This window comes from Sphingobium sp. ZW T5_29 (assembly GCF_044987515.1).
Classification (GTDB): Bacteria; Pseudomonadota; Alphaproteobacteria; order Sphingomonadales; family Sphingomonadaceae; genus Sphingobium.
On the sequence record NZ_JBJDRM010000002.1, the window covers coordinates 135,394 to 147,992 of the forward strand.

The following is a 12,599-nucleotide window of genomic DNA, read 5'->3' on the forward strand; positions in this document are numbered from 1 at the left end:
TCAAAGGCCAGTAGAGCATGTCCGATTCAGGATGATCGGATCATGCTCTGGAGCGTGCCGCGTTTAATCGGAGGTTGCGCGCTCTGGTTTTGTTATCGCATCCATTCACGATGCTCTAAAAGAACAGCTTGCGGAAGGATATGCTGATCCGCCGCCCCAGCGGGTCCAGATAGCCCGGCTGGTAACGCAGCGGGGTTCCGCCACTGGCGTCCCTAACCTCCCGGCGCGTATTGAATATATTGTCGATGCCGATCGATATGCGTGTACCCCGCAGGAAGGGGTGGCTCCGCACCAGGCTGGGCATTTGGCCCAGATTGGCGAACAGGCGCAGGTTGGCTGTCGCCAGACTGCCGAAGTCCAGCCGCGACGCGCCACCCAGTGCGCCATCGACATGCGTGCCGCTTTCCCAATCGACCCCCAGCCGCGCGCCAAGGCCATTATTGGTATAGCCAACGCGCGCCTCGATCTCATGCCGGGGCTGGCCGCCCGATGATCCCGTCGCATCGCCGTTCAACAGGTCCAGCTCCGCCACGCCGGGTGCGATCAGGACATTCTCGGTGAAATGCCACGTATGATAGATATTGAAGCTCAGGCGTCCGCCGCCACCGCCGCCACGACCGCCGCCAAAGCGTCCGCCGCCGCCCGGCCTTCCGCCGCCGGGTCCGCGCGAACCGTCAAAGCCGCCTTCGCCATGGGGCCGCTCGCCGCCATGCTGTTCGGGTTGCGATCCAGATTCCGGTCCGCCCGCCTGCTCACCCCGTCTGCCGCCCTGTCCGCGATTCCCGAACAGCGCGCGCATGTCCTGCAGTTCCCTGGGCCGGTCCTCTGGCCTGGCGCCCGCCGCCCGCCACGCTTCAGCCAGTTTCTGGATGCGCGACTTAATCGGGATCGACAGGTTGAAACCCCAGCGCAACTGCTCGCTCTGCGACCGCAGGAAATTAATGGGACGGGCGTTGATCTGGGTCAGCCGGTTATCTTCATCGCGCACGAAACGATCCGGGAAGGCATCCTCGATGGCCGGAGTGGGTTCGGGGAAAGCGGCAATCGGATTGGTCGTCCGGCTATTCAGATAAGTCGCGGTCAGCGTCAGGTCGGGCTTGTCAAAAGGCTTGATCGTGGCACTCAGGCGGAACTGGTCGCGCACGCTTTCCTTCAACGCCCCATTGCCCCCGGTGATACGCGTCACGAACACGGTTTCGCCCGTTTGATAATCGAACACCGACACATTGGGCGTCGATATTTCGGGATCGTTGATCTGGTTGCCGGTCGGGGCGGCGCGGTCCTGATTGGCCGATACCAGCAATTGCACGGCGGGGATGGGCCGCCAGCGCATGCCATATCCCAGGGTGGACAGCGTGCCGAAGTCGGAAAGCTGCTGAATGCCCGCATTCACATTGACGCCAATGTCGCCCACCGCGCCCAGCACCCCGCGCGCCTTGCTGGTCAGCGGTACGTCCAGACTGACCTGACCGCTGCCGATCTGCCGGTCATAGCTGGTCTGTCGTTCCGTGCCGTTGCGGATCGACCATCCATCAAATCCGTTCGCCGACGCGCCCAGCCGAACCGTGCTGGTCACGGTGCCCGCTGGCAATTCCGTAACCGGGCCTGACAGCAGCAGGTCGCCCATCACCGCCTGCGACTTCGCGCTGGCCCGGTCGGTGCCGGATGACCGTTCCGTCCGGGTCCGCGTATCCGAAATGTCGCCATTGCCGGTCAGCGACCATTGCCATCCGCCGCCCAGCTGCCCGTTCAGCGTCAGGCCCAGATGGCCGGTCGTCCCGCGTATCTGCTGGTCCAGCCTGCCCGCTTCGATGATGTCGCGATACAGGCCATCGTCGATGAAGGGCCATGTCGGCATCCCCGCCAATTGCGCCAGCGCGGTGGAGGAAATGCCCTGAAGCGAGTCGCTCTCCGACAATTCCACCCGGCCGTTCACCGTCATCGACACGCCGCCCAGCGCGCGGGCCAGGGTCGCGTTGGCCGAAACACTCTCCGTCGCCGGGCTGAGCGTCCGAAAGCGCGTGGGATCGACAAATGCCGGGCTGACGGGCTGCGGGTCGATGCCGCGCTGGCTTTCCAGCAGCGAAGCGGCGGCGCTGTATTTCACATTGACCGTCAGCCGGTTGTCGCCGCTGATCCGCAGCAGCCCGCCTTCGACAATCCCGTTTTCCCGCCCGCCATCGGTCGTCGTCCCGGCGCGCAGGTCTGCCGTTTCCGCGCGAAAACGCTGGCGCAGGACGATATTCACCACTTTCTGCGTGGGGGCATAGCCGTAGGACAGGGCCACCTGTTCGGGCAGGATGTCGACCCGCGCCACGGCTTCCGACGGAATGTCCTGAATTTCGGAAAAGCTGGATATGCGTTTGCCGTTCAGCAGGACCACTGGATCGCCATTGGTCTGGGGCGACAGTTCGGTGATCATTTCCGCGATGGATGTCACGCCCAGCGCGCGGACATCGGCTGGCGACAACTGCTGTTCGGGCTTGATATTGCCGATGACCGCGCCGCGCTGCGGCTGGCCGGTGACGATGATTTCCTCGCCGTCGTCCATTTCCACAGGCGGACCCTTGGCATCCTGTGTCTGCGCGATCAGCGCCGTGGGCGCGCAGCTTATCATCAACGACAACAGCAGAAACGACGTGGAACGGCTCACAAATTACCCCTTCAACCAATCTTCACGGATTGACCCTTAGGGGCGAGTTGTCGCAAAAATCTGGCAAGTCCAGGACAGTTTTGTCGCAAAATGTAAATGCGCCTGCTTATACAGCCCGCAGCGGCTCAGCTTAACGCCCGAACTTGCGCTGCGTCTTGCCATAGCGCAACTTGCGCGTGCCCGGCTTCCCCTCCGTTGCGCGCCCTCTTGGTGCGGCAACCTGCTGGTCTGCGGGCAGGCCCAGTTCCTCGGCCTCCAGCTTGCGGATTTCGTCGCGGATGCGGCCTGCCTCCTCGAACTCCAGGTCGGCGGCGGCGGCGCGCATCTTCTTCTCCAGATCCTCGATATAGGCGCGCAGATTGTGGCCGACCAGATGGGGTCGGTCGTCGATGCCGGTGTCGACCGTGACCTGATCCCTGCTCGCGACATGGGCAATGATGTCGCCGATATTGCGCTTGATGGTCGTCGGCGTGATGCCATGTTCCAGATTATAGGCCTGCTGTTTCTCCCGGCGGCGACCGGTTTCGTTCAGCGCGCGTTCCATGCTGCCGGTGATGCGGTCGGCATACAGGATCACCCGCCCGTCCACATTGCGCGCCGCCCGCCCGATGGTCTGGATCAGCGACGTTTCCGACCGCAGAAACCCTTCCTTGTCGGCATCCAGTATCGCCACCAGCCCGCATTCGGGAATATCCAGCCCCTCGCGCAGCAGGTTGATGCCGATCAGCACGTCATAAACGCCCAGCCGCAGGTCGCGGATCAACTCGATCCGTTCCAGCGTCTCGACGTCGCTATGCATGTAGCGGACCTTGATCCCCGCCTCGTGCATGAACTCGGTCAGGTCCTCGGCCATCCGCTTGGTCAGCGTCGTCACCAGCGTGCGATAGCCTTGCGCGGCGACCTTGCGGCATTCGTTGATCAGGTCGTCCACCTGATCCTCGACCGGCTTTATCTCGACCGGCGGGTCGATCAGGCCGGTGGGGCGAATGACCTGTTCGGAAAAGCTGCCGCCGGTCTGCTCCATTTCCCATGGTCCGGGCGTCGCCGACACGCTGACCGTCTGCGGCCGCATCGCGTCCCATTCGTTGAACCGCAGGGGCCGGTTGTCGATGCAGCTGGGCAGGCGAAATCCATATTCGGCCAAAGTGATCTTGCGCCGATGGTCCCCGCGCGCCATCGCGCCGATCTGCGGGACGGTCTGATGGCTTTCGTCCACGAACAGCAGGGCGTTTTCGGGCAGATATTCAAACAGCGTCGGCGGCGGTTCGCCCGGCAGGCGGCCGGTCAGGAACCGGCTGTAATTTTCGATACCCGCGCACGACCCGGTGGCGGCGATCATCTCCAGGTCGAAGTTGGTCCGCTGCTCCAGCCGCTGCGCCTCCAGCAGCTTACCCTCGCCAACCAGCTCCTTCAGCCGTTCCGTCAGTTCAAACCGGATCGCCTCCATCGCCTGCTTCAACGTCGGGCCGGGCGTGACATGGTGGCTGTTCGGGAAAACCTTCACATAGTCCAGGCTGGCGATCTTCTTGCCGGTCAGCGGATCGAATTCGACAATCTCCTCAATCTCATTGCCAAAGAAGCTGACGCGCCAGGCGGTGTCTTCATAATGAGACGGGAATATTTCCAGATTGTCGCCCTTCACCCGGAAATTGCCGCGCGCAAAGCCTGCATCATTGCGCTTGTACTGAAGCGCGACGAGCTTGCGGATGATTTCGCGCTGGTCCTCGACCTGGCCCTTCTTCATCGAAAAGGTCATGGCCGAATAGGTTTCGACCGACCCGATGCCATACAGGCAGGACACGGACGCGACGATGATGACGTCGTCCCGTTCCAACAACGCGCGGGTGGCCGAATGGCGCATCCGGTCGATGCTTTCGTTTACCGAACTTTCCTTTTCAATATAGGTGTCGGACCGCGCGACATAGGCTTCGGGCTGGTAATAGTCATAATAGCTGACAAAATATTCGACGGCATTTTCGGGGAAAAAGCTTTTGAATTCGCCGTAAAGCTGCGCCGCCAGGATCTTGTTCGGGGCCAGCACCAAAGCGGGGCGCTGCAACGCCTCGATCACCTTGGCCATGGTGAATGTCTTGCCCGACCCTGTGACGCCCAGCAGTACCTGATCCTTTTCGCCCGCCAGCGCCTGGTCCACCAGTTCGGCGATCGCCGTTGGCTGGTCGCCGGCCGGTTCATATTCCGAAACCAGCTTGAACGGCCTGCCGCCCTCGCTCTTGTCGGGGCGCGCGGGACGATGCGGGACGAAGCCTTCGCCGGTCTCCGGCTCGTCCAGGGTGGTGCGGATTTGAATTGTCATCGCCGCTTGATATGGTTCCCCTGATCAAGGGGTGCAACAGGGAGGATGTGCGATGCGCAAAACGATTCTGGCGCTGGTCGGCGTAACCGCGCTGCTGGCGGGATGCGGCGACAAGCCGGCTGGCACGCCGATGACCAATGAAGAGGTCAAGGCAGAGGTGGAAAAGGTCCAGCTCAAGCCCGGCCAATGGGAAAGCAGCTTCACGCTGGAAGACATCGACATGCCCGACATGCCGGGCGGCGGCGCCCAGATGGAGGAGCAGATGAAGAAAATGATGACCCGCACCGCCATCCGTTACTGCGTCACGCCAGAGGAAGCGGCAAATCCCGGCGGCAAAATGTTTTCAGGGCAGGATAACAAGGACTGCGTCTATAAGGGCTTCAATGTCAGCCGCGGGTCGGTGAAGGGCGAAATATCCTGCAAGTCGCAAGGCGGCGCGATGACTGCCGTCATGTCGGGCAATTACGCGCCGGAAAGCTATGAAATGCGCATGGATATGAAGACCAGCGGAGCCGCCGACGGCGCGGACATGCATATGAAGGCGAAGACGACGGGCAAATGGGTGGCCGCCGACTGCGCCGCCACTTGAAGGGGCGATCAACCCGCACGCCCGATTCCTCTTGCGCTTTACGCTTGGTCGGGCGAGCTTCCGTCGGTTCCGTCGGTTCCGTCAAGAGAACAGGGGAGAGGACATGAAAAGGATCGATTGGGTGGCGCCGCCGCTCGTGCTGGCGCTGGCCCTCGGAGCTTGCGGCGAAAAGGAAGAACCTGCGCCCGAAGCGGAGGAGACGCCCGTATTGATGAAGGCGGGCGAATGGGTCCTGACCCGCAAGACCACCGGATACAACACGCCGACCGTCACGCCCGCGCAATATCAGGCCGCGCTCAAGCAGACGCGGGATGACAAGTCCTGCCTGACGGTCGATGCCGCAGGCGTGCCCAACGCCGATGCGCTGGCGGGGGCGGAGGGCAAGGATTGCATCTACAAGGACAAGCTGGTCCGCAAAGGCCGCCTGATCGCGACCCTGTCCTGCAAGGCGGGCGAAGGCACGTCGGAAATCGTACTCGAAGGCAACTTCACTGAGGACACGCTGACACTGGGCAGCACCATGACAAAGACAGTCGGCGGCAGCCCCGTCCTGCGCACCACCCATGACGTGACCGGCAAACGGACAGGGGAATGCCCTATGACCTGATCGGGAAGTCCGTCCGCCGCATGAAGGGCTATGATCCCTCATGCGGGTGGTCCGGCACATCCGTGGCTAGCGCATCCTGCGCAAAAGTGGGAACCGGTTTTGCGCTTGAAAGGATGCGAAAAAAACTGGAGCGCGCGACCTGCGTCCGATTAAACGCTGCGCGCTCTGGCGGTTCCCTATCGCAGCGCGGCAATAGCGCGATGATCGCAGCGTCCCTTGCCCCGATCGACCGGGGAATAGCCCGGCACCTGGATCGACTGCCCGACCCGTAGCGGGCCAAAGCGCTTTCGCTCTATCCCTGCGCAGCGCAGATATAGCTCCAGCATCCGTGGTGGCGTGCTCCATTCCTCATAAGACAGGCGGAATGTGCCCCAATGGATGGGGATGGCGGTTGAAGCCTTCAGCTTTTCGAACACGCTGACGGCGCGCCGGGGTCCGATATGGCTGTCCGATTCCATCTGGCCGGGCCAGAAACGGAACGCGCCGATCGGGATCATCGCCAGCCGGATGGGGCCCAGCCGCGCCGCTTCCTCCGGCCAGGCCATGTCGCCAGCGCCGGTATCACCGGCAAAGAAGATATTGCCTGCGCGCGTCGCTATCACGAAACTGGACCACAGCGCCCGGTTGCGGTCGGTGCCCCATCGGCTGCCCCAATGATGGTTGCGCATCACATGGACGCGATAATCAGGGCAATGTTCGTAATTTTCGCACTGGATGACGGTGTCGGAACCCAGGCCGTTCAGCGCCGCGCCGCTGATCGATTGTCCCCAATCCAGCGCGACGGACGGGATGCCGTGCTTTTTGAGGATGGTGTCGTTGCCCAGGCTGGTGATGATCTTTGGCCTGTCGCGCGCCCACAGCTTTTTCAGCGTGGGAATGTCCATATGGTCGTAATGATTGTGACTGATGACCACCAGGTCGATCTTGGGCAGGTCATCGAAACGCACGCCGGGCTGCGTAACACGCCGGGGGCCGAATGGTGGCAGCGGGCTGGCATAGTCGGACCAGATCGGATCGGTCAGGATGTTGATGCCAGCCGCCTGCACCAGCACCGTCGCATGCCCGACCCAGGTCGCCGTCATGCCCCGTGGTGCGGCGAAGGCGGCGGGCCGGTTGGGCTTGACCGCGACCGCATCGGGCCAGGCGGGGCGCTCGTCCGCTCCCAGCAGCCAACGGGCCATGAAACCACGGCGGCTTTTGCCCGGTGGTGGGGCAAATTCAATTTCGCCATCGGGATTGAAGAAGTGCGCACCGTCGAAATTACGGGTCACCGGGCCTTCATAATAAATGCGGTCCAGAAATGGAGGGACGATGGTGATCGCCAGGCACAGGGCGATGACCAGAAACAGCAGCGCGATTCCCGCGCCCTTGATGATTGTCCCGATGATGCGGCCCATCCCATCTCCCGCGTTGATCCTGACGAAGGGACATAGCGCCCCTCGCGCATGGGGCAAGGGTGTGTTGGATCAGTGCCGCATATGTTTCAACCATGGCAGCAGGCGGTTTTCCAGCTGCGACCGGCTCCCGGCGCGCCGGGTCGCGCTGGTCCGGCCCGCCTTTGAACAATCGAAAAAGGGAATGTCATAGGCCGCTAGGTCATCCTTCAACAGACCGGCGCCTTCCGAAGCGCGATGGAGGTCGACTACCGCGCCGTCGGGGAAATGCGTCGCCAGCGCCGCTATCCCGTCACTCGCATCTGTATAGGGACCGTCGACCTCATAATCTGCCGCATGCAGCAGCTCCACCATCATGCGGGCTACGGCTGGATCATCCTCAATCAGCAGGATCCGCGGGTGATGGCTCGCCATGCCTAACCGTCCAGCCCCAGATGGGCGCGATAACGGTTGAAACACCGCTCCCCACAGCTCAGCCGGATCAGCGCGCCTTCGGCAATCGCGGTCGCCCGCCGGGGGTCTTCAGCGACCAGCGGCTTGATGGCCAGCTCATTCCAGTCCCGGCTATGCTTGACGTCCAGCACCGCGTGCAGGTCGAAATAGCGCCGCTCCGACTGGCTAAGGCCAATGCGCTTCAGCGCAGCGGCGGTATGGGCAGACCGCCACGGCGCGGTCAGTTCGATGACGCCCAGCGCGCCAACGCTGTGCCAGGCGTAGACGCGCTGCGTAGCCATGGCCGTCATCGCATTGGCCAGCGCCAGGCTTTCCCAGGCAGTGGTTTCGATCGTCGGCGACAGATCCATTATCTCCACCAGCTGCGACAGCATCGGCCCATGCATGCCGCGCTCATTGCCCCGGCCCATTTCGTCCCAATAGTTGCGCGCCAGTTCCAGCTTGGCCGATGTCGGCAATTTGACCTGGGTCAGCGCGACCAGATCATCGAACCCGGCTTCGCCCGCCGCTTCCTGTGTCAGGAACCATCGGATTTCATCGCGTGTCGCCTGTTCGGCCAGCCACGGGAAAAGCGCGTCATTCTGGCCCGGCCCATTTTCCTTCAGACCTTCGAACCAGGCGATAAAGTTATCAGGATCGGTCGGCGCCTGTTCAGCGCGATCACGCACCTGCGCACGAAGTTCCTCCATGAAACCATGTTCCAGGCGCGTCATTGCCTGATCGTCGCGAAACTGCGCGTCCCAATCGTCGGGAAAGCCGGGCGCCAGCCTATCCCTGTTCCAGTGGCTTAGCCTTTGCTGAAAATCCTGTTGCAGAAATTGGGACTCTCCCAATTGGGCGATAAAGCGGGTGGCCACGAATTCGTCTCCTAAATATACTGTCGTACAATTCAGAGCACCCCCCGGACGTTCCCGAAAAACTTCCTAACCACGATCAAGCAAGCGTTCCTTGTGGGCATTGGAAGCGTGCAATCGCATGCGGGGACAGGAACAAACCCGACCGAAACCGGTTGAATAACAAAGCGGCGGTGGGCGCAATTTTTGAGGCTCTGTGGCCTCGGGAGAATGTCATCGTGACGCTTACTCCGCTTGAAATCGGCCTGGGGCTGCTGGTGGTCCTGCTACTGGCCGGTATTGTCCTGCTGGTGATGCAAAGCCGCCATCGCGCCAATCTTCGCTCCAAATTCGGGCCTGAATATTCCCGGACGGTGGAAGCCGTCGGCAGCTCCCGCAGGGCCGAAGCGGAACTGGAGGAGCGGGAAAAGAGGGTGGCACGCTTCTCCATCCGCCCGCTGTCACCGCAGCAGGTCGATATGTTCACTGATGGATGGATGCGGATACAGACGCAATTTGTCGACGACCCGCAGGGCGCGGTTTCGCGTGCCGACGTGCTGCTGACCGAAGTCATGGAAGTGCGGGGCTACCCCATCACCGACTTTGAACGCCGTTCCGCCGACCTCTCTGTCGATCATCCGCAGGTCGTTCAGAACTACCGTTCAGCCCACGACATCAGCATTCTCCACGCACGGGGCGAAGCGGATACGGAAGATTTGCGGCAGGCCATGATCCATTACCGCGCCTTGTTCGAAGAACTGGTGCATGAACCGGGTGAAGCCGATGGCGCAGCGCACATGCCTCGCCCCGGCCATGTCGGCGAAGACCAGTTTCGCAGACGCGACCTCCACTGACGAAAACCTCAACACATGCCGCCGCGGATCCGGGCCAGACTTCGCGGCGGCCTGTTGTCCTCAAGCGCTGGCGGTCAGGCCCGACCGTCCCAGATCGAACCGGTCAGCGTCCATCACCTTGACCCAGGCGTGGATGAAATCATCCACCAATTTCCGCTTGGCGTCGGCGGCGGCATAGACTTCCGACAGGGCGCGCAACTGGGAGTTCGACCCGAACACCAGGTCCACGCGCGTCGCCGTCCATTTCTGCTCGTCGGTCTTGCGGCAGGTGCCGATGAACAGGTCGCCTTTCTCGCTTTCCGCCTTCCACGCCGTGCCCATGTCCAGCAGGTTGACGAAAAAATCGTTGGTCAGCTGTCCGGGACGATCCGTGAAGACGCCATGCGTCGACCCGCCATGGTTCGCCCCCAGGACGCGCAGCCCGCCGACCAGCACCGTCATTTGCGGTGCGCTCAGGCGCAGCAGGCTGGCGCGGTCGATCAGCAGCTCTTCCACCGGCACGCGGAAACTGACCGGCAGATAGTTGCGGAATCCATCGACCTTCGGCTCCAGCACGGCAAAGCCTTCGACATCGGTCTGCGCCTGCGACGCATCGGTCCGACCCGGCGTGAAAGGCACGGTCACGTCATGCCCCGCATCCCGCGCCGCCTTTTCGACCGCAGCCGATCCCCCCAGCACGATCAGGTCGGCGATGCTGATCTTCTTGCCACCGGCGGCGCTGCTGTCGAAATCGGCCTTGATGCCTTCCAGCACGCCCAGCACGCGGGTCAGCTGGTCCGGCTGGTTCACGTCCCAATCCTTTTGCGGGGCCAGGCGGATGCGCGCGCCATTGGCGCCGCCGCGCTTGTCCGATCCCCGGAACGTCGAAGCCGAAGCCCATGCGGTCTGCACCAGTTCAGCGACGCTAAGGCCCGACGCCAATATCCGCTGCTTCAACGCCTGAATGTCGGCCTCTTCCACCAGCGGATGGCTGACGGTCGGGATCGGGTCCTGCCAGATCAGGTCTTCGGCAGGAACGTCCGGGCCAAGGTAACGGACCTTGGGACCCATGTCGCGATGGGTCAGCTTGAACCATGCCCGCGCGAACGCATCGGCGAAGGCGTCCGGGTCGGCGCGGAACCGTTCGGCGATCTTGCGATATTCCGGGTCCGCCTTGAACGCCATGTCGGCGGTCGTCATCATCGTCGGCAGGCGCTTTTCAGGACTGTGCGCACCGGGCGCCATATCTTCCGGCTTCTGGTTGACGGGCTGCCACTGATGCGCGCCCGCCGGGCTTTTCACCAACTCATATTCATAGTCGAGCAGCATGTGGAAAAAGCTCATGTCCCACTGGATCGGGGTTGGCGTCCACGCGCCTTCGATGCCGCTGGTGATGGTGTGGTCGCCCATGCCGCTTTCATGCCCGCTCTGCCAGCCAAGCCCCTGCTGCGCGATGTCCGCGCCTTCAGGCTCGGCGCCAATCTTGGCCGCGTCGCCCGCGCCATGCGCCTTGCCGAATGTGTGGCCGCCAGCGGTCAGCGCCAGCGTTTCTGCATCGTCCATGCCCATGCGAGCGAAAGTTTCCCGAATGTCGCGGGCCGACTGCAACGGGTCGGGATTGCCGCCGGGGCCTTCAGGGTTGACGTAGATAAGGCCCATCTGGATCGCCGCCAGCGGATCTTCCAGCACCATGTCCTTGTCCGGCTGGATGCGGGTCTGATTGTCGGCATGGCCGACCCATTGTTCTTCCGTGCCCCAGTAAATGTCCTTTTCCGGTTCCCAGACATCCTCGCGCCCGCCGCCGAAGCCGAAAATCGGCCCACCCATGGATTCGATGGCGACATTCCCGGTCAGGATCATCAGGTCAGCCCAGGACAGCTTGCGACCATATTTCTGCTTGATCGGCCACAGCAAACGGCGGGCCTTGTCCAGATTGGCATTGTCGGGCCAACTGTTGAGCGGGGCAAAGCGCTGCCCCCCCGAAGATGATCCGCCCCGGCCATCGCCCGTGCGGTAAGTGCCCGCGCTGTGCCATGCCATGCGGATGAAGAAGGGGCCGTAATGACCATAGTCGGCAGGCCACCAGGGCTGGCTGTCGGTCATCAGCGCATGCAGGTCGCGCTTGACCGCTTCATAGTCGAGCGACTGAAACTCCGACGCATAATCGAAGGATTCGCCCATCGGGCTGGCGTGCGCGCCATTCTGATGCAGTATCTCCAGCGACAATTGATTGGGCCACCAATCGCGACTCGTTCGGCCCAGCAACGACCGCAGCGCTCCCGGCTCCTTCATCGGGCAGGAAAGCGGGCTTCCGCCTGATTTTGCGTCCATGGCACGGTTCTCCTCTTGCATGATGGCCCAGAGGCTAAACCCTGCCGTCCCATGTCGGAAACGGTAAGATTAGGTCATATTGATCGATAAAAGCGATCAGGTTGCCCGTCGCTGTTGGGATAGCGTGCATCACGCCCCGCCGGGGTCAGACCCAGTCGGATCCCGTTTTCGGGCCAGAGCGCCGCCGATCGAAACCGGGCCTTTTAGTGCTGACCGTCGGGCGAAACGGCTTGGGAACCTCATGCGCCGCTACAGGCGTTTCCTGCTGAGGCGGACTCTTGACGACGGATGGGTCGATCGCGTCATTCAACCGAACGCCAAATGCCTGTCCGTTCCGCCAGGCTATCGTGCCGGCTGCACCGGGACAGTCGGCCAGATAGATTACCACCTGATCGCCCGGCCCGATATCGGACGTGCATTTGCCGCCGATCCCTTGTTCGGACACGTCGCGCACCAGTATTTCCACCATGCCAAGGCGGGGATGAAGCATCTTCGCCTTGAGCAGCCGCCGCTGGCGATCATGTAAACGTTGCGAAAACCCTTCGCTCATCAGACTGACCCGCCATCTCGACCTCGTTATATTCTTTCCGCA

General features: G+C 62.4%; 10 protein-coding genes. 3 read left to right on the forward strand and 7 right to left on the reverse strand.

Annotated features, from left to right (window positions below):
• Nucleotides 1-115: 115 nt before the first annotated feature.
• On the reverse strand, nucleotides 116-2,653 hold the full coding sequence (locus tag ACI3KQ_RS02020; protein ID WP_404954292.1) for a TonB-dependent receptor: 2,538 nt from the start codon (nucleotides 2,651-2,653) through the stop codon (nucleotides 116-118).
• Between the two features lie 130 nt (nucleotides 2,654-2,783).
• Complete coding sequence (uvrB, locus tag ACI3KQ_RS02025; protein WP_404954294.1) at nucleotides 2,784-4,967, reverse strand: excinuclease ABC subunit UvrB; 2,184 nt, start codon at nucleotides 4,965-4,967, stop codon at nucleotides 2,784-2,786.
• 52 nt (nucleotides 4,968-5,019) lie between these two features.
• Between uvrB and ACI3KQ_RS02030 the strand changes: the two genes are divergently transcribed.
• Nucleotides 5,020-5,556 carry a DUF3617 domain-containing protein gene (locus ACI3KQ_RS02030; RefSeq protein ID WP_404954296.1) on the forward strand — a complete coding sequence of 179 codons (537 nt, stop codon included), beginning with the start codon at nucleotides 5,020-5,022 and terminating at the stop codon, nucleotides 5,554-5,556.
• 103 nt (nucleotides 5,557-5,659) lie between these two features.
• Complete coding sequence (locus ACI3KQ_RS02035; protein WP_404954298.1) at nucleotides 5,660-6,163, forward strand: DUF3617 domain-containing protein; 504 nt, start codon at nucleotides 5,660-5,662, stop codon at nucleotides 6,161-6,163.
• Between the two features lie 176 nt (nucleotides 6,164-6,339).
• On the opposite strand, the gene ACI3KQ_RS02040 is transcribed toward ACI3KQ_RS02035, so the two are convergent.
• From ACI3KQ_RS02040 to ACI3KQ_RS02050, 3 genes are all read right to left on the reverse strand, one after another.
• Entirely contained in the window at nucleotides 6,340-7,560 is a 1,221-nt protein-coding gene (locus ACI3KQ_RS02040) for an MBL fold metallo-hydrolase (RefSeq protein WP_404954300.1), read from the reverse strand.
• Between the two features lie 69 nt (nucleotides 7,561-7,629).
• On the reverse strand, nucleotides 7,630-7,971 hold the full coding sequence (locus ACI3KQ_RS02045) for a hypothetical protein (RefSeq protein WP_404954302.1): 342 nt from the start codon (nucleotides 7,969-7,971) through the stop codon (nucleotides 7,630-7,632).
• Nucleotides 7,972-7,973: 2 nt separating this feature from the next.
• Nucleotides 7,974-8,867, reverse strand: a complete 894-nt coding sequence (locus ACI3KQ_RS02050; protein WP_404954304.1) for an iron-containing redox enzyme family protein — start codon at nucleotides 8,865-8,867, stop codon at nucleotides 7,974-7,976.
• Between the two features lie 215 nt (nucleotides 8,868-9,082).
• On the opposite strand from ACI3KQ_RS02050, the gene ACI3KQ_RS02055 reads away from it, so the two are divergent.
• Nucleotides 9,083-9,697, forward strand: coding sequence for a hypothetical protein (locus tag ACI3KQ_RS02055; RefSeq protein WP_404954306.1), 615 nt, complete (start codon nucleotides 9,083-9,085; stop codon nucleotides 9,695-9,697).
• Nucleotides 9,698-9,757: 60 nt separating this feature from the next.
• Here ACI3KQ_RS02055 and katG read toward each other — a convergent pair whose 3' ends face one another.
• Together katG and ACI3KQ_RS02065 are read right to left on the reverse strand one after the other, a co-directional pair.
• A complete protein-coding gene (gene katG / locus ACI3KQ_RS02060; RefSeq protein WP_404954308.1) occupies nucleotides 9,758-12,007 on the reverse strand; it encodes a catalase/peroxidase HPI in 2,250 nt (749 codons plus the stop codon).
• A gap of 145 nt (nucleotides 12,008-12,152) precedes the next feature.
• Nucleotides 12,153-12,557 carry a hypothetical protein gene (locus ACI3KQ_RS02065; protein WP_404954310.1) on the reverse strand — a complete coding sequence of 135 codons (405 nt, stop codon included), beginning with the start codon at nucleotides 12,555-12,557 and terminating at the stop codon, nucleotides 12,153-12,155.
• Between the last annotated feature and the right edge of the window lie 42 nt (nucleotides 12,558-12,599).

Bases quoted from the DNA above. Each gene is read 5' to 3' on its own strand.
- uvrB (WP_404954294.1), bottom strand. From the start codon at position 4,967: ATGACAATTCAAATCCGCACCACCCTGGACGAGCCGGAGACCGGCGAA.
- ACI3KQ_RS02030 (WP_404954296.1), top strand. From the start codon at position 5,020: ATGCGCAAAACGATTCTGGCGCTGGTCGGCGTAACCGCGCTGCTGGCG.
- ACI3KQ_RS02035 (WP_404954298.1), top strand. From the start codon at position 5,660: ATGAAAAGGATCGATTGGGTGGCGCCGCCGCTCGTGCTGGCGCTGGCC.
- ACI3KQ_RS02040 (WP_404954300.1), bottom strand. From the start codon at position 7,560: ATGGGCCGCATCATCGGGACAATCATCAAGGGCGCGGGAATCGCGCTG.
- ACI3KQ_RS02045 (WP_404954302.1), bottom strand. From the start codon at position 7,971: ATGGCGAGCCATCACCCGCGGATCCTGCTGATTGAGGATGATCCAGCC.
- katG (WP_404954308.1), bottom strand. From the start codon at position 12,007: ATGGACGCAAAATCAGGCGGAAGCCCGCTTTCCTGCCCGATGAAGGAG.
- ACI3KQ_RS02065 (WP_404954310.1), bottom strand. From the start codon at position 12,557: ATGAGCGAAGGGTTTTCGCAACGTTTACATGATCGCCAGCGGCGGCTG.